This window comes from Sporosarcina sp. ACRSM (assembly GCF_022346545.1).
Lineage (GTDB): Bacteria > Bacillota > Bacilli > Bacillales_A > Planococcaceae > Sporosarcina.
The window spans coordinates 320,607-342,257 of sequence record NZ_JAKRNU010000001.1 but is presented as its reverse complement, the minus strand read 5'-3'; the positions used below and the strand labels follow the sequence as shown (position 1 = coordinate 342,257).

Below are 21,651 nucleotides of genomic sequence, written 5' to 3'. Positions count from 1 at the left end.
ACAACCGACAAAATAGTGTCTCCTTGTACAGAGACGCTAAGTTTAAGTATAATGAGTCTATATGCACTCAAATCCCGCAGAAGTAGGAAAGGGGACTTTTTTTATGAACGAAGAACAACGCCTGAAGGAAGGCCTTGTGAAACCGAACTTGACAAAATCGGTGGAAAAAGATTATAGCCAATATTTTCAAACGGTCTATACACCACCTTCATTAAAAGAAGCTAAAAAACGTGGAAAACAAGAAATTGCTTATCATGATGATTTTCAAATCGATGAGCAATACCACAATATGGGAGTCGGTCGAAAGTTTTATATCCGGACTTACGGCTGTCAGATGAACGAACACGACACGGAAGTGATGGCTGGAATATTCATGGGACTCGGGTACGAGCCGACGAATACAGTGGAAGACGCAAACGTCATTTTATTGAACACATGTGCCATCCGTGAAAATGCTGAAAACAAAGTGTTCGGGGAATTAGGTCATCTGAAGCCGCTGAAACAGCGGAACCCAGATGTTCTTATCGGTGTTTGTGGCTGTATGTCACAGGAAGAATCGGTGGTCAATAAAATCTTGAAGACGTACAACCAAGTCGACATGATTTTCGGAACGCACAACATCCATCGCTTGCCGAATATTTTACATGAAGCGTATCTATCGAAAGAAATGGTCGTTGAAGTTTGGTCGAAGGAAGGGGACATCATTGAAAACCTTCCGAAAGTGCGACACGGTAACATTAAGGCATGGGTGAACATTATGTACGGCTGTGACAAGTTCTGTACGTACTGCATCGTGCCGTATACACGCGGGAAAGAACGCAGTAGAAGACCGGAAGACATTATACAGGAAGTCCGGCACTTAGCTGCACAAGGTTATCAGGAAATCACGCTGCTTGGCCAGAATGTCAATGCATACGGTAAAGATTTTGATGATATTCAATATCGTCTCGGCGATTTGATGGATGAGTTGCGTAAAATCGATATTCCTAGAATCCGTTTTACGACGAGCCATCCCCGCGACTTTGACGATCATCTCATCGAAGTGCTTGCGAAAGGCGGGAATTTGGTCGACCATATTCACTTGCCTGTTCAATCCGGTTCCAGCGATATCTTGAAAATCATGGCCCGAAAATATACACGGGAACATTATCTGGAACTTGTACGAAAAATAAAAAAAGCGATTCCGAATGTCACGTTAACGACGGACATCATTGTCGGATTCCCGAACGAAACGGACGAGCAGTTTGAGGAAACATTATCCTTGTATGAGGAAGTCGGTTTTGATACGGCATTCACTTATATCTATTCCCCGCGGGAGGGTACACCTGCAGCGAAAATGCAGGATAATATTCCGATGGAAGTGAAGAAAGAGCGTCTTCAACGGTTAAATAAACTCGTGAATGATTTCTCGGCACAAGCGATGAAACCGTACAAAGGAAAAATCGTCGAAGTGCTCGTTGAAGGAGAAAGTAAGAAAAATCCGGAAGTGCTAGCAGGCTATACAGAGAAAAACAAACTTGTCAATTTTAGGGCGCCTCAATCCGTCATTGGAAAAATTGTTCAAGTGAAAATTACGGAGGCCAAAACATGGTCGCTCGACGGTGAGTTTATAGGCGTCGTGGAAAAGGAAAAGGTGATATTGTAATGGAAAAGCTTTACACAAAAGAAGAAATCATCGCAAAAGCACGTGAAATTGCGGTCATGATTGCGAATACTGAGCAAGTTGAATTCTTCAAACGAGCGGAAGCTCAAATCAATGAAAATCAGAAAATCCGTGAAAACATTGCAAGCTTGAAATCATTGCAAAAGCAGGCGGTGAATTTTCAACAGTATGGAAAAGAAAAAGCATTAAAGATCATCGAAGAAAAAATCGATAAAATCCAAAATGAAATCGATGATGTACCAATTGTTCAGGAATTCAAACAATCTCAATTTGAAGTGAATGATTTGCTACAGTTGGTATCGAATACAATCGCCAATAGTGTTACGGATGAAGTCATCAAATCGACGGGTGGAGACATTAGACGTGGCGAAACTGGTTCTTATGTGAAAAATACAACATATAATAAAATGTAATAGGCAAAAGAATCGGCGGAATTAAATTTTCTGCCGATTTTTTTCACTCTCTGGGCTCTTGTTGCATAGGATGAATTGAAGCGAATGGAGGAGGAATCAAGCTGAAAAATTTACGCCAGATTGTGACGAAGGCGGTTATTGCCAAAGGGAAGAAACGGACCGAATCGACTGTAACGCTGAAGCCGCCGAATTGTCCTACAAGCATTCTCGGTTGCTGGGTCATCAACCATACGCATTCAGCGAAAAAGAGCGGGAAGTTCATTGAAGTTACGGGGAAATTTGACGTCAATGTTTGGTATTCCCACCATGATCATTCGAAAACTTCCGTTTTTACAGAGTCTGTTCCGTACAAAGACCGAATTCGTCTGCATTATCGCGACGAACCCGTATCCGGTCAGGAAGAAGTTCTTGTAGAAGTCATTCAGCATCCGAATTGTACAGAAGCGATCATTTCAGACTGCGGAGAGAAGTTCGAGATTACGATTGAGCGTGAATTACTTGCCGAAGTGGTCGGTGAAACGAAAGTGTGCGTGACGGTCCATCCTCATAATTTTGAGGAGGAATGGTCGTTCAATGACGAATCATCATCCCATGACCATGGCGGCGGTCATGGTAAAGGACATGGGCATGGTCGTCATGAAGCGCAAAGTCAAGGACCAGACCACGAACATAAAAAAGGGAAAGATCCATCGCCATTTTGAGAGCCGGAATCCACCACCGGCTTTTTTCTTGTTTGCTTTGTAAAATTTCTTCAAAAGGCGAAGAAATTTCACAAACCGAACTCAAGATATGTTTGTATAATTTCTTTAAAGAGCAAAGAAATTATACAAAGCACAGGCCCTTCGTTGCCTGTGCTTTGATATAATATAAACAACATCAATAAAAAGTAGTGAGGTTGACCAATGACAGGACATACACCGATGATTCAACAGTATTTACAAGTGAAAGCGGAGCATGAAGATGCTTTTTTGTTTTTTAGACTAGGAGATTTTTATGAACTATTTTTCAAAGATGCGATTGAAGCATCGCAAATTCTAGAAATTACGTTGACAAGCCGTGATTCAGCAAGTCCTGAAAGAATTCCGATGTGTGGTGTTCCCTATCATTCCGCGGCGGGCTATATTGAAACACTTGTCCAAAAAGGCCATAAAGTAGCCATTTGTGAGCAGACGGAAGATCCGAAGGCAGTGAAAGGGATTGTAAAACGGGAAGTCGTCAAAATCATTACACCCGGTACGATGATGGAAGGAAAGACCGTTGATGCGAATACGAATCATTTCATCGGTTCGATCGATCAGCTTGATGGGGGATATTATGCACTCGCTTATTTGGACTTGGCGACAGGTGAAGGCAAAGTGGAGCGTGTGGAAGGGGACGAGCGCACGCTAATTGCTGAGGTCGAAGCGCTTGGGATGAAGGAAGTCGTCGTTGATGAGCGTCTGCACCTCGCATTAAGTGACAGTATGGCAAAACGGGGCATCATGCTATCGATCGAATACGGAGAAAGTGAAGCGGACACAGAGAACCTGTTCGAGGCAATACCTTCCGCATTGAGAGACGCAGGTACGATGCTCTTCTCTTATGTGAAACGAACACAAAAGACAGCACTCGATCATATCCGGCCATTTGAATTCATCCAGAAACAGGCGAAACTATCGATTGATGCCAACTCCATGCGCAATTTGGAGCTCGTCCAATCCATCCGGAACGGCACTAAGGAAGGCACCTTGTACTGGCTCCTTGATGAAACCGTAACAGCGATGGGTGCACGGAAACTGAAAATGTGGATCCACCAACCATTGGCGGATAAAAGCACGATCGAAAACCGGCTAGATACGGTAACCGAATTGATTGAAGCGTATTTTCTGCGGGATGAATTGCAGACGAGCCTAAAAGAAGTCTATGACTTAGAGCGGCTTGCCGGCAGAATTTCTATGGGAAGTGCAAGTGGACGAGACCTTGCACAACTTCGAAACTCTCTCCGTCGGGTGCCGGCCATTCAAAAAGCACTGCATGATTCTGACTGGCCGTTGCTTCGCGAATTTTCCAGTCGTATCGATACATGCGATGAGGCCTTGCATCTGCTTGAAGCCGCTATTGCTGAAAACCCACCGCTCTCCGTAAAAGAAGGCGGCGTCATCAAAGACGGTTACGATGAAAAATTGGATCAATATCGTGATGCTTCCCAAAATGGCAAAGCATGGCTCGCTGAACTGGAGCGTGAAGAACGGGAACGGACGGGCATTAAAACATTGAAAATAGGGTATAACCGGGTATTCGGCTACTTTATCGAAATTACCAAATCCAATATTCATCTTGCTGATTTGGAACGTTATGAACGCAAACAGACATTGGCCAATGCAGAACGGTATATAACGCCGGAATTGAAAGAAAAAGAGGATTTGATTTTAAACGCTGAAGCACAAGGACAGGAACTCGAATACGAGCTGTTCACTACGATCCGGGACGCGATGAAAACCTATATTAGACAGATTCAACAACTGGCAAGTGTACTCAGTGAACTCGATGTCCTTCTTTCATTTTCCACCGTGTCGGAAAAACGGAATTATGTTAAGCCGGTTTTCCATGATGGGAAAGCGTTGGAAATCAAAAATGGGCGACATCCAGTCGTAGAAAAAATGATGGATCATTCCCTTTATGTACCGAATAACTGCAAATTGACGGAAGAGGCCAATATGCTCCTCATCACCGGTCCAAATATGTCAGGGAAAAGTACGTTTATGCGGCAAGTGGCATTGACAGTTGTCATGGCGCAAATCGGCTGCTATGTCCCTTGCGATCAAGCGTTGCTGCCCGTCACCGATCAGATTTTCACAAGAATCGGCGCTGCGGATGACCTTGCATCCGGCCAAAGTACATTCATGATGGAAATGATGGAGTCACAGCACGCTATTGCAAATGCAACCGAGCATAGTCTATTGTTATTCGATGAAATCGGGCGAGGCACGTCCACTTATGATGGGATGGCTCTTGCACAAGCGATGATGGAGCATATTCACAATGAAATTGGTGCAAACACATTATTTTCCACTCATTATCATGAGCTGACGAATTTAGATAAAGAGCTATCAAGACTTGAAAATGTTCACGTTGCCGCGATGGAGCAGGATGGTAAGGTTGTTTTCCTGCATAAGGTGATGACAGGGGCTGCGGATAAAAGTTACGGTATTTACGTCGCCGATTTAGCCGGTCTACCTGCTCCTCTTCTTGATCGGGCGAAAAGTTTGTTGACGGCATTTGAAAGCAAGGAAAAAATGATGGTCCGAGAAGAAGAGCCACAGCAATTGACGTTTTTTGATCTTCAACAAGAGGAGCCAGAAGTCCATTCGGAAGAAGAACAGGAAATTCTCGCCGGATTGAGTGACGTGGATGTCTTGAACATGACGCCAATGCAAGCATTGCAATACATCCATGAATGGAAAGAAAAGCTCCAATCTAGGAAAGGATGATACCGATGGATATTATCAAAGTGATGGATGACTCGCTATCCAATAAAATCGCCGCGGGAGAAGTGGTAGAACGCCCTGCATCCATCGTGAAAGAGCTTGTTGAAAATGCGATCGATGCAGAAAGTACAGTCATCGAAATTGCATTGGAAGAAGCCGGCCTCCTGTCCATACGGGTGACAGATAATGGAAAAGGGATGTCGAAGAAAGACGCGGTCCAGGCGTTTGAACGGCATGCCACGAGCAAAATCCATAACGAGCATGATCTGTTCCGTATTCGGACACTCGGTTTCCGTGGGGAAGCGCTAGCCAGTATTGCCTCAGTCTCCAAAATCATGCTGTGGACTTCCGACGGCGAAACGGATGGGGCGGAAGTTCAACTGGATGGTGGACGACTGGTCGAGCATCGGAACGCAGCTTTTCGGAGAGGGACTGATATAACGGTTTCCCAACTGTTTTACAATACCCCGGCCCGCTTAAAATATATGAAAACAATCCAAACAGAACTTGGTCATACGATTGACCTGGTCAATCGGCTCGCACTGAGTCATCCGAACATCGCATTTAAACTGACTCATTATAGTCAAGTATTGTTGCAGACATCAGGAAGCGGAGACCAGCGCCGTGTTTTGTCCGACATATACGGCATGGCTGTCGCGCGTAAAATGGTCCCTTTTGCAGGTGCAAATGCAGACTATAAAGTGGATGGCTATGTCACTTTACCGGAAATGACACGTGCTTCTCGAAATTATATAACGCTGATCGTGAATGGCAGATGGGTGAAAAGCCATGCAGTCAATCATGCGATTTTGGATGCTTTTCATACGTATTTACCGATCGGGCGATTTCCAATTGCGGTGATCAATGTCGAAGGGGACCCCTATTTGACAGACGTCAATGTCCATCCTTCCAAACAGCAAATCCGGATGAGTAAAGAAGGAGAACTGCTAACGCTTATGAAAGAGGCGATTCAGCAAGCCATCCGGAAAAGTATCATTGTGCCCGATGCCATCAAAAAAGAACCAGTGCAAAAAGTCCAATCGGAACAAGTAAATATGTGGGATCAAATTAAACCGGAACGCCCTATTACGCTTCCAAAACAACCGGTGTCCAGCTTTGAACGGCCTGCGCCCGAACCTGAACCGGCTATTCCTTCCCCATCAACTTCGGAGGAATCTGTTCCTGAAATCTACACGCCGACCGATTTGCAGGAGGAAGAGGCCCCTTCAGTCGTGAAGGAAACGATGGAAGTTCAGGAGGAGAACGTGCAGGAAGAACCAGACAACCGGTTTCCGGATCTCGTGCCGATCGGCCAAGTGCATGGCACCTACATTGTTGCCCAAAATGAAGACGGCTTTTTCATGATTGACCAGCATGCAGCGCAAGAACGTATAAAATACGAGTTTTTCAGGGAAAAATTAAGTAAACCGGATCATGAAGAACGACAATTATTACTCATACCGCTCATGCTCCATTATTCGGCGGATGATAAGGCGAAAATTGAAGAAAATCTGTCCCTGCTAGAAGACGTCGGCATTTACTTAGAGGCGTTCGGCCCGTCCACTTATGCAGTGAAAGAATATCCGGCATGGTTTCCGGCAGGCGAAGAAACGGCCATCATCGAAGAGATGATTGAGCAAGTATTGACAACACGGAAAATCGATATCGGTAAATTGCGGGAGGAAGCGGCTATTATGATGAGTTGTAAACGGTCCATCAAAGCCAACCACCATTTGACAATGGCAGATATGGAAAGACTGTTGAACGACCTGTCGGCATGCGAGGTTCCTTTCACTTGTCCACATGGTCGGCCAGTACTCGTTCATTTCACAACATACGAACTTGAAAAAATGTTCAAGCGGGTCATGTAAGAAGGTAGTGACAATCATCTTGCATAAAGTGAAACATCAATCAGTGGGAGTCTTACTGCCCGTTAATGCGGGATAAATAAAAAAGAAGGTAGGGCACATAGGTGAGAGAATTGGCAATTGAAATGACAGATGATTTTTCAATCTATGCGTTTGTTTTGCTACCGCATGGCGATCCACTCGGGCATATTCATCTGCTGCATGGGATGTCCGAGCATATTGCCAGGTATACGGAATTTGCACAATTTCTCGCTCGTAAAGGCTATATCGTTTCGGGGCACGATCACCGGGGCCACGGGAAGACAGCTGAAAAAAATGGCATGAAAGGGCATTTTGCAGATGCAGGCGGATTTGAACGTGTCGTACAGGATGCCTATGAAGTGATTACGCAGTTAAGGAGAAAATTTCCTTCTCCCCGATTTGTCCTATTCGGCCATAGCATGGGATCATTTGTTGCACGGAGATATGTTCAACTGCACGGGGCTGAGGTGGAACTCGCTATATTTTCCGGTACGGGTGCCGATCCGGGCATTATGCGTTACGCAGGCCAAGTCGCCGCTTATTTACATGGGAAAAAGAAGGGATTCGATCAGCCGGATCATTTTCTGAACAAACTTGTTTTCGGCGGATTCAATAAGTCTGTAAACGAACCGAAAACTCCCTTTGATTGGCTATCGACGGATTACGATGCGGTTGAAAAATATTTGACCGACCCGGCTTGTGGAATCGTGCCGACGACCCGTTTTTTTGCAGATCTTTTCGATGGGCTTGGAACGATCCATCTTGCGGAAGAAATAAAGAAGACCCCTCAACATTTACCGATTCTCTTGTTCTCAGGAAACGAAGACCCGGTAGGGGATAATGGAAAAGGGATATGGCGCGTAGCCAAACAATATAAACATGCAGGGATCGAACAAGTGACGGTTCTATTATTTGAAGGGGGCCGACATGAAATGCTCCATGAAAAGAATCGTCAACATGTTTTCGAAACTGTATACGAATGGATTGATAGAACATGAATGATGATAGGATTGACGTGATCGCCATTGTCGGTCCGACCGCATCAGGCAAGACGGCTTTAAGCGTCGAATTGGCAAAGGCAGTCGGAGGCGAGGTGATCAACGGCGATGCGATGCAAGTCTATAAAGGACTGGATATCGGTACGGCGAAAATTACGGAAGATGAAATGGATGGCATTCCCCACCATTTGTTTGACGTGAAGGAGCCAGACGAGCCATTTTCCGTTGCGGCTTATCAAACGGAAGTCCGCCATTGGATCGATGAGATACGAAGTCGTGGGAAAATGCCGATCATAGCAGGCGGAACGGGCTTATATGTGCAGGCGGTTCTGTACGATTTCCGGTTTACAGAAGAAGCGGCGGATCTAGAAGTAAGAAACCGTTTGGAAAAGGAATTAAAGGAAAAGGGGGCGGAACAGCTCTATGAGCAGCTGAAACGCCTAGATCCAAAAAGTGCGGAAAAAATTCATCCGAACAATCATCGTAGATTGGTGCGAGCATTGGAAATTATCAAAGTGACCGGGCAAACAAAAGATGAACAAGAAAAAGACGCCGGGCATGCACCGCTTTATAATCATTTTCTGGCCGGTTTGCACATGGATCGAGACGTCCTGTATGAGCGGATCGATTTACGTGTCGACCTCATGATGGAAAAGGGACTTCTTCAAGAAGCGCAACGGTTATGGGATGAAGGCATTCGGAATGTCCAGTCCGTCCAAGCGATCGGCTATAAAGAGCTTTACCGATATATTGAAGGAACGCTAACGTATGAGGAAGCGGTTGAATTGATCAAGAAAAATACCCGCAATTATGCGAAGCGGCAAATGACGTATTTTCGGAACAAACTTGATGTTTCTTGGTATGATGCAGAATGGGGAACTGGAGAAATTGTACAAAGAATCTTAACGAATTTGAAGGATTATGAAAATTCAAAGCGAATAAGATAAGTGGAGCAGGAGAAATAGAGGACATCAACAGGAGGATTCCGTGTATGGCACAGAGAAATATGCAAGATGTTTTTTTGAATTCGTTACGAAAGAACAATACATTCGTGACCGTATTTTTAACGAATGGGTTTCAGTTAAAAGGACTTATTAAATCATATGATAATTATACTGTCCTTCTTGAATCTGATGGGAAACAGCAATTAATTTATAAACATGCAATTTCCACATATGTCCCATCTAAGCCAGTGATTTTAAAAGAAGAAGAATAAGCAAACAAAAGCGGAGGTCGCCGTTTAGATGCGACAGGCATAAGGCGGGTCGACGGCGTGGTGTCTTTTACCACATAGTCGACTTGACTAACAAGGAACGCAGTCTAAGTGCGCCGCGTCCTGCGGCAACGACTGCGTAACTCACATCCTGTGAGCCTCCGAGCATCTGGCGATCGGAGCCTAGACGAAAAACGAAAAGCGGAACGGGGGAGTACTAGCCCCCTTTCCGCTTTTCGTTTTTCAATCAAAAAATAAACCAAAATATTGACCTATGTGCCCAGACTGATAAGATAATGAAGTGACTATTGAATGGAATGAGGAATCACAATGCAATTAACTGAATTGGATGATCGCCTATTAAGCAAAGCGGAAGCGATGGAAGAAAAACTGGCACCGTTTTTTAAAAGTGTCGAAAAAACCGCTTTTTATAATCAACGGAAAGTGCTGGCGGCGTTCCGTAAAAATATGGTCAGCGATTTTCATTTGTCCGGCTCAACGGGTTACGGCTATGATGACAGCGGCCGGGATACGCTCGAACAGGTCTATGCCGATGTTTTTGGAGCGGAGGCCTGTCTCGTACGCAATCAGATCATCTCCGGAACACATGCCATTTCGATCAGTTTATTTGGTATCCTGCGGCCGGGTGACGAGCTGCTTTATATTACGGGTAAACCTTATGACACACTGGAATCGATCGTTTCCGGAAAAGGAAAAGATACCGGCTCACTTGAAGACTATGGCATCACATACAAGCATATCGATCTGCAGCAAGACGGCTCGGTCGATTTTGAAGAAGTTGTGAAAAACATCCATCCGAAGACGAAGATGATCGGCATCCAGCGTTCAAAAGGTTACTCCGATCGTCCGTCATTCATGGTCGATGAAATCGGAGAGATGATTCGCAAGGTGAAAGCTATCAATCCGGACCTCGTCGTTTTTGTCGACAATTGTTATGGGGAATTCGTCGAGGAAAAAGAACCGACAGAAGTGGGAGCTGATCTGATGGCCGGATCACTCATTAAGAATCCGGGAGCAGGCCTTGTAAGGACAGGGGGGTATATCGCGGGACGTGCCGATCTTGTGGAAAAATGTGCTTATCGAATGACCTCTCCAGGTCTGGGCGCAGAAGCCGGGGCATCGCTTGATACGTTGCTGGAAATGTATCAAGGATTTTTCCTGGCGCCGCATATCGTAAGCCAAGCGGTGAAAGGCGCCCTGTTTACAGCGGCAATCCTTGAAAATTTCGGTCTAAAAACATCGCCCCATTATACAGATAAAAGGACGGATCTCATTCAATCGGTTTCATTCGCCAATGCGGATCAAATGATTGCGTTTTGTCGGACGATCCAATCGAACTCGCCGATCAATGCCCATTATGCACCTGAGCCTTCCTACATGCCCGGTTATGCGGATGACGTCATCATGGCGGCAGGGACATTCATCCAAGGCTCCAGCATTGAACTGACAGCGGATGGACCGATCAGACCACCGTATACAGCCTACGTCCAAGGGGGGCTCACATATGAGCATGTGAAAGCCGCCGTCCTGTCTTCCATTGATAAACTTATTGAGGATCAATTAATTGAAAAGTAGGCACGGAGAAGTTAGAAGTGCCCTTCATCTCAAACAAAAAGAGCTATTCCGCATGCCAGCATGCAACGGAATAGCTCTTTCCATTTGAGATTAATGAATCAATCGATAGACACCGACGACTTTACCGAGAATTGAGACGTTATCGACGATAATCGGATCCATCGAGGCATTTTCGGGTTGCAATCGGAAATAGCCTTGTTCTTTAAAGAATCGTTTCACGGTCGCTTCGTCCTCTTCTGTCATCGCAACGACAATTTCCCCATTATTGGCTGTCGATTGCTGTTTGACGACGACATGGTCGCCATTTAAAATACCGGCTTCAATCATACTGTTCCCGACAATTTCCAGCATGAACAACTTGTCTTCCGCAGTACCGAACGATTCGGGAAGGGGGAAGTACTCGTCGATATTTTCAATCGCTGTAATCGGTAATCCCGCAGTGACTTTCCCGACAAGCGGCACATGGAGAACGCCTGGTTTCATCGCGTCCAATCCATCCGGATCGAGGATTTCAATCGCCCTCGGCTTCGTTGGATCGCGTCTGATATACCCTTTGCTTTCGAGGCGCGCAAGATGTCCGTGAACCGTCGAACTGGAAGCTAAGCCGACCGCTTCGCCAATTTCCCGTACGGATGGTGGATATCCTTTTTTCTTCACTTCTTCTTTGATAAATGACAAGATATCTTCCTGTCTTTTTGAAATCTTCTTCACTCTCTTCACCTCTCAACTTTTAATCTCTTTTTCTTCGGATGATGAATACGAACAACCGAACTTTTCATATCATCATTATAACAGCCGTTCGCATGGATAGCAAACACAAGTTCTGAAAAGATGTTGACAATCCGATCGGCCTTTTTTATAATGGGAACAAGTATTCCGAACAAATATTCGTGGAGGGGATTTTTATGACTTTCATCAAAAACAATAGCTATTTTTTTGTACTGTTCATTTTATGTATAGGCTTTACAATGATAGGTGTAAATAAGTTGGATAAAGAAGCGGCTTATCTAGAGATCACAGTTTCCGAAGGCGATTCATTATGGGCGCTGGCTCATCAGCATGCGGACAACCGTCCGGTGAATGAATGGATCGAAGATGTGGTGAAATTGAATGATTTAGCGACATCTACCATTCATCCTGGAACTGAATTGCGTGTGCCTTCTTACGAGAAACTGCTGAATAAGCCCTTCGACAATCAAATGGCGGAGAGTGGAAAATGAGTGCGTATAGGAAAAACTGTGTCATCTATTGCCGGGTGAGCACAGAGAAAAATGCCCAGGAAATGTCCTTGGCGAGGCAGGAGGAAGAGCTGAAGGACTTGGCAGCTACACTGGATCTTGAAATAGCGGATTGCTTTAAGGACAAGCATAGCGGTTATGATATCGAGAGGGAAGGTTTGCTTTCACTTCTCGACTTTGTCAGGGATGAGAAGGTGGATGCGGTATTAATCCAAGATGAGACAAGACTTGGGCGCGGGAATGCACGGATGGCGGTTTTACATCTGCTGGCGAAAACAGATACAGCCGTTTATTCCCACAATGACGGCGGTCCGATTGCCCTGAATGAGATGGATACGATGCTGCTGGAAATTTTGGCGATCGTAGAGGAATATCAACGGAAATTACATAATGCCAAAATTCGGCGGGGAATGAGACGGGCCGTGAAGGAAGGCTATCGGCCGGAGCGCAACTTGAAAAACAGGGGAAATCCGGAAGGACGTGAGCGGATTGAAGTGCCAATCAGTGAGATCGTGGCGCTAAGGGAAAAGGGCTTGACGTACGAGGAGATCACAGGTGTTCTGAAAGGGCTCGGCCATGATATTAGCAAAGCGACCGTCCATCGTCGCTATAAGGAATTTGAAATGGAGCAGGAAGGCTGATTGTTTGCACTTTCTGCTCTTTTTGTATACGTTCTAAGTATTCTTTATTAAATGGAGGAAACGATAATGCTTTCAAAAGATAAAATCAAGCGCATTAACGAATTGTCAAAAAAGTCGAAGACATCAGGACTTACGATTGAAGAAGCGAAAGAGCAGACGCAATTGCGCAAGGAATATTTGGAGTCGTTCCGAACGTCCATGCGTGATACGATCGAGCATGTCAAAGTGGTTGACCCGGATGGCAATGATGTGACTCCGGAAAAAGTGAAACAAGCCCGCAATCATAAATACCTCAACTGACCTTTGCATTCATCCACCGGATTGTCTAAACTAGTAGATGGAAGTAATGTTAGACTACTTTGATTTTGAATTGTGAAAGGATGTATACAATGACTCAACAGATCGATCAACTCGCGATTAACACGATCCGTACTCTGTCCATCGATGCAATTGAAAAAGCGAATTCCGGCCATCCGGGATTACCGATGGGCGCGGCGCCGATGGCTTATACATTATGGACGAAGCATATGCACCATAATCCCGCAAACCCGAAATGGTTTAACCGCGACCGCTTCATTCTTTCCGCTGGCCATGGATCGATGTTGCTTTACAGCTTACTGCATCTAGGCGGTTACGATCTTCCAATGGATGAAATCAAGAACTTCAGACAGTGGAATTCAAAAACACCTGGGCACCCGGAATACGGTCATACAGCTGGCGTTGAAGCGACGACAGGACCGCTTGGACAAGGAATCGGGATGGCCGTTGGAATGGCGATGGCAGAAAGGCATCTTGCTGCGACATATAATCAGCCTGGTTTCGAAGTGGTCGATCACCATACCTTTGCACTCTGCGGCGATGGGGATTTAATGGAAGGTGTTGCAGCTGAAGCGATTTCACTCGCAGGGCATCTCCAGTTGAATAAGCTGATCGTTCTATACGATAGTAATGATATTTCCCTCGATGGGGATTTGGATATGTCCTTCACTGAAAATATCCGTAAACGATTTGAGTCTTATGGATGGAATTATATCCGTGTAGAGGATGGGAATAATATCGGTCTTATTTCAAATGCGATCGAAGAAGCGAAAGGAAATGTAGGAGGTCCGACAATCATCGAAGTGAAAACGGTGATCGGCTATGGCTCTCCAAACAAATCCGGTAAAGCGGATTCGCATGGTGCACCACTTGGCGAAGATGAAATGAAATTGACGAAAGAATATTACAAGTGGACATTTGAAGAAGATTTCTACGTTCCGGAAGGGGTTTATGAAACCTTCCAAGAAGCAGCTGAGCAATTGGGTGCGAAAAAGGAACAAGAATGGAACGAATTATTTGCGAATTACAAAGCTGAACATAGTGAACTTGCGCAACAATTGCAAGATGCCATTGATCGCAAACTTCCTGAAGGATTTGAAAAAGCTTTGCCGGTATACGAAGCGGGTACATCCCATGCGACTCGTTCCGCATCAGGCGACGCCATCAATGCGATTGCGAAAACAGTCCCTTCATTCTTCGGGGGTAGTGCGGATCTTGCAGGCTCCAATAAGACGACGATCAAAGGGGCGGGGGATTTCCTACCGGCAAATTATGCTGGACGTAACATTTGGTTCGGCGTCCGCGAATTCGCCATGGGGACAGCGCTGAACGGAATGGCATTACACGGCGGTCTACAAGTATTCGGAGGCACCTTCTTCGTATTCAGTGATTACGTCCGACCAGCAATCCGTTTGTCTTCTCTGATGGGCGTACCGGTTACGTATGTCTTCACACATGATAGCGTTGCAGTTGGTGAAGATGGCCCGACACATGAGCCTGTCGAGCATCTTGCTTCCTTACGCGCGATGCCGGGTCTATCGGTCATTCGTCCAGCTGATGCCAATGAAACATCAGCTGCATGGCATACGGCGGTAACCTCTGAAAGTACACCAACCGTCCTTGTTCTATCCCGTCAAAACTTGCCTGTTTTGCCGAAGTCGGGTGAACTTGCGATGACGGGTGTCAAAAAAGGAGCGTACATCGTATCTCCAGCGACAAAAGAACAAGCAGATGCGATTTTACTGGCAACGGGCTCAGAAGTGAGTCTAGCTGTAGCTGCTCAGAAAACGCTATTGGCGGAAGGAATTGATGCAGCAGTTGTATCGATGCCGTCATGGGATCTGTTTGAAAAACAAGATGAAGCTTACAAACAAAGCGTTTTACCAAAAGAAGTGAAAAAACGTCTTGCAATTGAAATGGGTACATCACTCGGATGGCATAAGTACACAGGAGATGAAGGGGCAGTCCTTTCCATCGATACATTCGGCGCAAGTGCACCTGGTGATACAGTGATCAAAGAATTCGGGTTCACTGAAGAAAATGTTGTTGCAAAAGTGAAAGAATTATTCAATAAGTAATTTCGAATGGAAAACTGTTCCGCTGTCCGAAAAAAGGATGGTTGGAACAGTTTTCTTTTATCCTCTCAAATTACCTTTCTTTTCCGACAATAATAGTGGGGTTCTATTCCGTAATCTGACAGCCTTTTTAATACGGAAGCTGTAGGCTATAAATAGGTGGAAGCAACAGCTGGAGAAAATGATGGAGGAGGTGAAAGCCGTTTGCCAATTTTTGTTTGTACTTTAGGGGGAACAAACAAAGTCTATCGATATGTATAGTTTTGGCAACGGCAGCGATTATGCGATCATATGGAATTTATAAGGTGAAAGAAATGTACCAGCCATTCGTCATTGGACGGGAAAGACTGTTGTATGATCTGTTGAAAGAGGATGGACTTCAGAATGATTATTTGCCGGAAGTGCATTATTTATGTGAAGAGCTTGAAGATCAGTTGATTGACGAAGCGATCATGACCAATCTTGGTAAAGGGTTTCCATCCATTGAATACCGAGATCGGGAATACAAATTGACCCATCCCGTGAAAGGTTCCATTGTCATCTCACAATCGTCCTATTCGCTGAATGTCTGCTGCAATGGTTCGCGAATGTTGGATTTAGATTTGTTCGTCGCATTATCCGGCTCGGATGACCGATTTTTTGCGGTGATGGATGGTCAGGGGGAATGGGGTTGGTTGAAACCGATTAAATATACAGATCTTCGAGTGAAAGAGGCAGCTGGCTTATTATGATCAATCCATGTCGAATCGGATAGGGATACGCGTTTTAATTGTGCGTCTCTATCCGATTTGTCATGCAATCCGTGCCCGATGCTATAATTTTCAGGGCGTCCATTGCTATTCACTACCGCAATGTTGTATAATCCTTCATGGTAGAGTAAACTCGAATTACTGAGGTGAAGGAGGTATAGCGGATGAGTACTGTATGGTGGATCGTATTGATCATCGTCGCGCTAATCGCAGGTGTGGCCCTCGGATTTTTCATTGCACGTCAATATATGATGAAATATTTGAAAGATAACCCGCCGATTAATGAAGAAATGCTACGGATGATGATGATGCAGATGGGTCAAAAGCCTTCACAAAAGAAGATCAATCAAATGATGGCACAAATGAACAAAGTGAGTGACAAGGCCAGCAAGAAGAAATGATGGTTTGTGACACGGATCAGACGTGTTGGATTACTGTATGCTCAAAATAAGAAAGAAATCATAACATAGGAAAAACCCATTCGCTTTAATCCGAATGGGTTTTTCTGTCTCACTTTAAGTCGAAACACGTCAGGAACTCCCGGACGGTTGCTTCGTATTGTTCCGGGTTATCATTGAATGACTTTGCGTGCGCGCCTTTAGGGAACAGTTTCAGCATTTTGTCCCCTTGTTTCAGTGCATGCAATTCTTTTGTCATATAAGGGAGGATGAAGTCGTCTTCCATACTATGGATAAAAAGTATTGGGTTTGTAATATTCATCACTACTTCACGAGGGGAAATTGAACCGAGTGTATATCCATCCCTTATTTTCAGAAAGAGGTTGGCAATCCGTATCGCCATAGAAGTGCGAAGCGGTGTATCTTTCCGTAAAATGTGAAGCACTTGCTCCGTAATGTCTGAAAATGGACAGTCGACAATATGGAAATTGGCTTCATCTTCAAATGTCCCTGCGTACAAAATAGTCGTAGCTGCACCCATCGATTCACCGTGAATGCCAAGTAAAGCATTATCACCGATTTGCTCTCGGATTGTATGGACAACCGTTTGCAAATCTGATTTTTCATAAAAACCGAAGCTTGTTGTCTTGCCTCCGGAATCGCCGTGACGGCGGTGATCATACACGACAGAATTGAATCCCAATCTTTCAAAAAGCCGGGCATATTTCATCGAATTGATCTTGTTTTCGGTGACGCCATGACAGATGATCACCGTTTTTGTTGTATCAAGCGGTTTTAGAAATACGGCTTTTAAACGGTAGCCGTTCGGTGACTCAATCCACATTTCCTCTTTCCGGACGGTTTCATACCAATGTTGGTCAAATCGTTTGGCAAGGGTTTCACGTTCCAAAATCAAGTCTGCATCTTTCAGCTTCAAAAACATGACCCGATTCGTCGTGAATACCCCAAAAATGGTCACTAACGCTGAAAACAAACCAGAAATGACACCTATCGCATAGAGGATACGACGTTTCAAACCGTTCATCTCCCTAATTCAATTGCTCGTTAAGAAACAACTTGTACATTGCCGTTTCGATTGGTCTAGATACATGCGGTGCAATGATTTGGATAGCCTCACATACTTTCTTTACATCGACCCCCGTTTCAATTTGAAGTGTATCGAGCATATGCACGACATCTTCAGTTGCAACATTGCCTGTCGCGCCTGGTGCAAAGGGACAACCACCCAAGCCTCCTGCAGACGTATCAAATCTGTCGATTCCTGCTTGCAGGCTTGCGAAAATATTGGCCAGTGCCATCTTTCGCGTATCGTGGAAATGAGCGGTCAACAGGACGTTGGGAAGCTCATTTTTCAAACGATGGAACAGCGCATAGCTTTCCTTTGGATTGGCCATGCCAATCGTATCTGCAACACTGAGTTCATCCGCACCGATTGCGACAAAGCGTTTGCATAATGCAACTACGTCATCAGGATTTATCTTTCCTTCATATGGACAATAAAATGCAGTGGAAATGCAAGCTCGAATAAACAGGCCATCCATTTTCAATTTTCGGATGACAGGTTCAAGGGTGTCCATCGCTTCATCCGTAGTTCGGTTGATATTGTTTTTATTAAATGATTCGCTGACTCCTACAAAGACAGCGACGCTGCGTGCACCAGCTTCAATGGCCAGTTCGGCACCTTTTGCATTCGGTGCAAGGACAAATTGTCGTCCTATTTTCTTGGTTTTCTCTACAATGGCTTTGGCATCAGCCATTTGCGGCACCCATTTTGGTGAAACGAAAGAAGTGAGTTCCATTTCTTGAATGCCTGCACGTTGCAAAGCATGGATAAAAGCGAGTTTATTTGCTTCATCGACATGCTTTTTTTCGTTTTGCAAACCATCTCGAGGTCCCACCTCGATAATTGTCACATTGTTTGGTAAAATGAACATAACATCCCTCCTCTAGTATATTGTAAAGAAGGGATGTATATACAGGCAACTGAATTATGAGAATAGGGGGAAAATGAAATGTCGACAGAAGTGGTAATTGTAAGTGCGGTACGTTCAGCAATTGGTTCTTTCTTGGGGTCATTGAAAGATGTCCCGGCAACAGAGTTGGGGGCAACTGTCATTAAAGAAGCCATCCAGCGAGCGGGGATCAATTCTGAGGATGTCGATGAAGTCATCATGGGGAATGTACTACAAGCAGGACTTGGTCAAAATCCGGCTCGGCAAGCTGCGTTAAAGGCAGGCCTTCCTGAAAGTGTGTCGGCTATGACCATTAACAAAGTATGTGGTTCTGGCTTGAAGGCTGTACATCTTGCACGTCAAGCCATCGTTGCCGGCGATGCAGAAATCATTGTTGCAGGCGGCATGGAAAATATGAGCCAAGCCCCTTATCTATTGCAAAATGGAAGAGAAGGGTTTAAGATGGGGGATCAGAAAATCAAGGACAGCATGATCCAAGATGGTCTTTGGTGTGCATTCAATGATTACCATATGGGAATCACTGCAGAAAATCTATGTGATCGATATGAAATTTCACGCGAAGAGCAGGACGCGTTTTCAGCACAATCACAACAAAAAGCGGCGGCGGCGATTGAAGCTGGCGTATTTAAAGATGAGATTGTCGCAATCGAAATCCCACAACGTAAAGGTGATCCGATCGTATTCGATACTGATGAATACGTCAAAGCAGGAACAACTGCCGAAAAACTTGGCAAGCTTCGTCCTGCATTCAAAAAAGAAGGCAGTGTAACGGCGGGTAACGCATCCGGTATCAACGATGGAGCAGCAGCTCTTGTAATTATGTCAAAAGAAAAAGCTGAAGAGCTTGGACTTACGCCGCTTGCAACAATTGCGGCAAATGGAAGCTCAGGCGTCGATCCATCAGTGATGGGAATTGGCCCGGTTCAAGCGGTTAAAAAGGCGCTAACTAAAGCTGATCTAGAGCTGTCGGACATCGAGCTTGTAGAAGCGAACGAAGCTTTCGCAGCGCAATCGCTCGCGGTAGATAGAGAGTTAGAATTCAATAAGGATAAATTGAATGTTAACGGCGGTGCGATCGCTCTTGGACACCCTATTGGTGCAAGTGGGGCACGTATTCTTGTCACGCTTCTACACGAGATGAAACGCCGTGATGCTAAATCCGGTCTTGCTACGCTATGTATTGGTGGTGGACAAGGCGTCGCAACAGTCGTTACACGCCCTTGATCGAAAGAAGGTGAGAAATAGATGGCGAAAAAGCGCAGACAGCCAACAACTTCACCAAAGAAGACAGAACAGGAAGGCTTGACCCTTTCTGATGCGCTCGGCGACGATATTCTTGAAAAGCTGAAAGCGGCCAAAAAAGAATTATCTGTAGCCGAACAGGAAAAGGAAGAGAAACGTCAAGAACAATTGCGACGTGAACGGAAAGAACGCGAAAAGAACAAGTCTTTCGAAGAACTCCTCGAAGAGTATGGGGACGTTGGTTCGAAGTATTGACGTGAAACGTTAACTTTCTCCTAATCTAGAAAGGGAATAACAACAAGAGGCATCGGGAACAATAAACCGATGCCTCTTTCTATTTAAAAAAGGATAAAAATAGTGCTTGGGAAAGGTTTTCTGTATGTTTACTTTTTTTTCATCATTTGTTCTTGCGCCATCCGAATCATTTCTTTTACCATATTACCGCCAATAGGACCGCCGATTTTGCCTGCTTCTTCTGCGGTGATTTTTCCATTATAGCCTTGTGTCAATGGAATACCGAGTTCATCTGCGATTTCGAATTTCACATCATCCGGATTCTTCGAATTGACTTGATATCCTTGTTCCCTCATAACATCCGCTTTCAGTTTATCCAATTCTTCACGCGCTTCAGGAACTAAAATTTTATTGTTTTTTGCCAAATTCTCTCCTCCTCGCCACATAGTATTACCCGTATTGGAAACTCTACTCTACAATCCGCAAAACTCTTTTTTTTTGATGGTGGCATAAGCTATTGGCAATAGAAGAGAAGGGGAGTCGTTTTAGTGAAGTTTCTCAAACGCGTTCGATCTAGGGAAAGAGACCACACTTATGTCATGGGAGCAAAAATGCAAAAGCAACAACGAAGTCAACTCGAACATAAGGAAGCGAAAGATTCCTCCCTGCAAATAGAAGTTGAGCAATTCTTTCGACCGTCCTGCGGGTCCATTCTGAATCGGCGAATATTCGACTATCGATTTTTCGATCCATACGATCAAAAAACATATGATGAAATCAATCTTCCGTCGAATCTACTAGATAAACCAGAAAATACAATTCTCAATTATTTCAGCATTTTACGGGAAGCAGAAAACCTGACTAGTCAACTTTTTGGTGGATGTGGAACTGTAGGCAATGCAATGGATCCATATCCGATCGCATACAACTTCTTCACCAAAGCCTATCACCAAAAAATGCCATACTCAAGCTACCTCTCCTCTTTCGAAGGCATTGGTCATACCAATCTAATCAAATTATACAAACTTCCGAATCCGAATAACGTTCAACCACTTCAATTTTTCATCGAACTCGAAACGATTAATGGAACAGCAACGGGCGTTTCTAGTTTTCAATACCATTATGGTACCGTTTCAGTCGTGAAGGAAGAGGGGCTGTACAAAATAGATGCTATCACGTTGACAGGAGAGGACTTTCTGTGCGCTGCCTATCATGGGTGGCGTCAAAAGGGGGAAGACGTTGTTGACATCGAGTATGGGGGCTGGTGTAAATTAATCAAAAAAAGATTACCAACCAAAAAGGAAGGTTATGTGAAGACCATTGATGTTATCGGCACGGATGGCAATGATTATCGATTCATTTTTATTCAATTGACGAATGACACGGATGAATTGGTGACACAATTAGTGAAAAGGAAGCAAGGGCAGTGGGAAATGTCACATTTGGATCCAACCGACTGCATAGAAAATAAAAAGCAATGACAAGGAAAGCCATCCCGGATTTAGGATGGCTTTTCAAAAGTA

Annotated in this window: 22 protein-coding genes; 18 read left to right on the top strand and 4 right to left on the bottom strand. The window is 44.7% G+C overall.

Going from position 1 to position 21,651, the window contains the following annotated elements:
- Positions 1–103 precede the first annotated feature (103 nt).
- The 9 genes from miaB to MHZ95_RS01615 all read left to right on the top strand — a co-directional run bounded on the left by miaB (position 104) and on the right by MHZ95_RS01615 (position 11,239).
- Positions 104–1,645, top strand: coding sequence for a tRNA (N6-isopentenyl adenosine(37)-C2)-methylthiotransferase MiaB (gene miaB, locus MHZ95_RS01655; protein WP_239388759.1), 1,542 nt, complete (start codon positions 104–106; stop codon positions 1,643–1,645).
- Positions 1,645–2,076, top strand: coding sequence for a YlbF/YmcA family competence regulator (locus tag MHZ95_RS01650; RefSeq protein ID WP_239388758.1), 432 nt, complete (start codon positions 1,645–1,647; stop codon positions 2,074–2,076). Before miaB ends, MHZ95_RS01650 begins: the two co-directional genes overlap by 1 nt.
- A 122-nt stretch (positions 2,077–2,198) precedes the next feature.
- On the top strand, positions 2,199–2,777 hold the full coding sequence (gene cotE / locus MHZ95_RS01645; protein WP_239388757.1) for an outer spore coat protein CotE: 579 nt from the start codon (positions 2,199–2,201) through the stop codon (positions 2,775–2,777).
- A gap of 201 nt (positions 2,778–2,978) precedes the next feature.
- On the top strand, positions 2,979–5,546 hold the full coding sequence (gene mutS / locus MHZ95_RS01640; protein ID WP_239388756.1) for a DNA mismatch repair protein MutS: 2,568 nt from the start codon (positions 2,979–2,981) through the stop codon (positions 5,544–5,546).
- A gap of 5 nt (positions 5,547–5,551) precedes the next feature.
- Entirely contained in the window at positions 5,552–7,414 is a 1,863-nt protein-coding gene (mutL, locus tag MHZ95_RS01635; protein WP_239388755.1) for a DNA mismatch repair endonuclease MutL, read from the top strand.
- A gap of 101 nt (positions 7,415–7,515) precedes the next feature.
- Positions 7,516–8,430 carry an alpha/beta fold hydrolase gene (locus MHZ95_RS01630; protein WP_239388754.1) on the top strand — a complete coding sequence of 305 codons (915 nt, stop codon included), beginning with the start codon at positions 7,516–7,518 and terminating at the stop codon, positions 8,428–8,430.
- On the top strand, positions 8,427–9,377 hold the full coding sequence (gene miaA / locus MHZ95_RS01625) for a tRNA (adenosine(37)-N6)-dimethylallyltransferase MiaA (protein ID WP_239388753.1): 951 nt from the start codon (positions 8,427–8,429) through the stop codon (positions 9,375–9,377). Before MHZ95_RS01630 ends, miaA begins: the two co-directional genes overlap by 4 nt.
- A 44-nt stretch (positions 9,378–9,421) precedes the next feature.
- Positions 9,422–9,646 (top strand): RNA chaperone Hfq, encoded by a 225-nt coding sequence (gene hfq, locus MHZ95_RS01620; RefSeq protein WP_239388752.1) that lies wholly within the window; start codon positions 9,422–9,424, stop codon positions 9,644–9,646.
- A 327-nt stretch (positions 9,647–9,973) separates the two neighbouring features.
- Entirely contained in the window at positions 9,974–11,239 is a 1,266-nt protein-coding gene (locus MHZ95_RS01615; protein WP_239388751.1) for a methionine gamma-lyase family protein, read from the top strand.
- A gap of 90 nt (positions 11,240–11,329) precedes the next feature.
- Here the strand turns inward: MHZ95_RS01615 and lexA are convergent, their stop codons facing one another.
- Entirely contained in the window at positions 11,330–11,950 is a 621-nt protein-coding gene (lexA, locus tag MHZ95_RS01610) for a transcriptional repressor LexA (protein ID WP_239388750.1), read from the bottom strand.
- Positions 11,951–12,144: 194 nt separating this feature from the next.
- Between lexA and yneA the strand changes: the two genes are divergently transcribed.
- The 6 genes from yneA (at position 12,145) to MHZ95_RS01580 (ending at position 16,661) form a co-directional block, all read left to right on the top strand.
- On the top strand, positions 12,145–12,459 hold the full coding sequence (gene yneA, locus MHZ95_RS01605; RefSeq protein WP_239388749.1) for a cell division suppressor protein YneA: 315 nt from the start codon (positions 12,145–12,147) through the stop codon (positions 12,457–12,459).
- The gene (locus MHZ95_RS01600) at positions 12,456–13,118 is read left to right on the top strand and encodes a YneB family resolvase-like protein (protein ID WP_239388748.1); all 663 of its coding nucleotides are present in this window, start codon (positions 12,456–12,458) and stop codon (positions 13,116–13,118) included. The genes yneA and MHZ95_RS01600 overlap by 4 nt, the downstream gene beginning before the upstream one ends.
- 66 nt (positions 13,119–13,184) lie before the next feature.
- Positions 13,185–13,418, top strand: coding sequence for a DUF896 domain-containing protein (locus tag MHZ95_RS01595; protein ID WP_239388747.1), 234 nt, complete (start codon positions 13,185–13,187; stop codon positions 13,416–13,418).
- An 89-nt stretch (positions 13,419–13,507) separates the two neighbouring features.
- Positions 13,508–15,514 (top strand): transketolase, encoded by a 2,007-nt coding sequence (gene tkt, locus MHZ95_RS01590; protein WP_239388746.1) that lies wholly within the window; start codon positions 13,508–13,510, stop codon positions 15,512–15,514.
- Between the two features lie 278 nt (positions 15,515–15,792).
- Entirely contained in the window at positions 15,793–16,242 is a 450-nt protein-coding gene (sirA, locus tag MHZ95_RS01585; RefSeq protein ID WP_255726490.1) for a sporulation inhibitor of replication protein SirA, read from the top strand.
- Between the two features lie 182 nt (positions 16,243–16,424).
- On the top strand, positions 16,425–16,661 hold the full coding sequence (locus MHZ95_RS01580; protein WP_239388745.1) for a YneF family protein: 237 nt from the start codon (positions 16,425–16,427) through the stop codon (positions 16,659–16,661).
- A 109-nt stretch (positions 16,662–16,770) separates the two neighbouring features.
- Here the strand turns inward: MHZ95_RS01580 and MHZ95_RS01575 are convergent, their stop codons facing one another.
- Positions 16,771–17,694, bottom strand: a complete 924-nt coding sequence (locus MHZ95_RS01575; protein ID WP_239388744.1) for an alpha/beta hydrolase — start codon at positions 17,692–17,694, stop codon at positions 16,771–16,773.
- A gap of 13 nt (positions 17,695–17,707) precedes the next feature.
- Positions 17,708–18,613 (bottom strand): hydroxymethylglutaryl-CoA lyase, encoded by a 906-nt coding sequence (locus MHZ95_RS01570; protein ID WP_239388743.1) that lies wholly within the window; start codon positions 18,611–18,613, stop codon positions 17,708–17,710.
- Positions 18,614–18,691: 78 nt separating this feature from the next.
- Between MHZ95_RS01570 and MHZ95_RS01565 the strand changes: the two genes are divergently transcribed.
- Positions 18,692–19,876 carry an acetyl-CoA C-acetyltransferase gene (locus tag MHZ95_RS01565; protein ID WP_239388742.1) on the top strand — a complete coding sequence of 395 codons (1,185 nt, stop codon included), beginning with the start codon at positions 18,692–18,694 and terminating at the stop codon, positions 19,874–19,876.
- Positions 19,877–19,897: 21 nt separating this feature from the next.
- Positions 19,898–20,149, top strand: coding sequence for a YqkE family protein (locus tag MHZ95_RS01560; protein WP_239388741.1), 252 nt, complete (start codon positions 19,898–19,900; stop codon positions 20,147–20,149).
- A 128-nt stretch (positions 20,150–20,277) separates the two neighbouring features.
- Here the strand turns inward: MHZ95_RS01560 and MHZ95_RS01555 are convergent, their stop codons facing one another.
- Positions 20,278–20,553 carry an alpha/beta-type small acid-soluble spore protein gene (locus tag MHZ95_RS01555; protein WP_239388740.1) on the bottom strand — a complete coding sequence of 92 codons (276 nt, stop codon included), beginning with the start codon at positions 20,551–20,553 and terminating at the stop codon, positions 20,278–20,280.
- A 123-nt stretch (positions 20,554–20,676) separates the two neighbouring features.
- On the opposite strand from MHZ95_RS01555, the gene MHZ95_RS01550 reads away from it, so the two are divergent.
- Positions 20,677–21,609, top strand: coding sequence for a hypothetical protein (locus MHZ95_RS01550; protein ID WP_239388739.1), 933 nt, complete (start codon positions 20,677–20,679; stop codon positions 21,607–21,609).
- Positions 21,610–21,651: the final 42 nt, after the last annotated feature.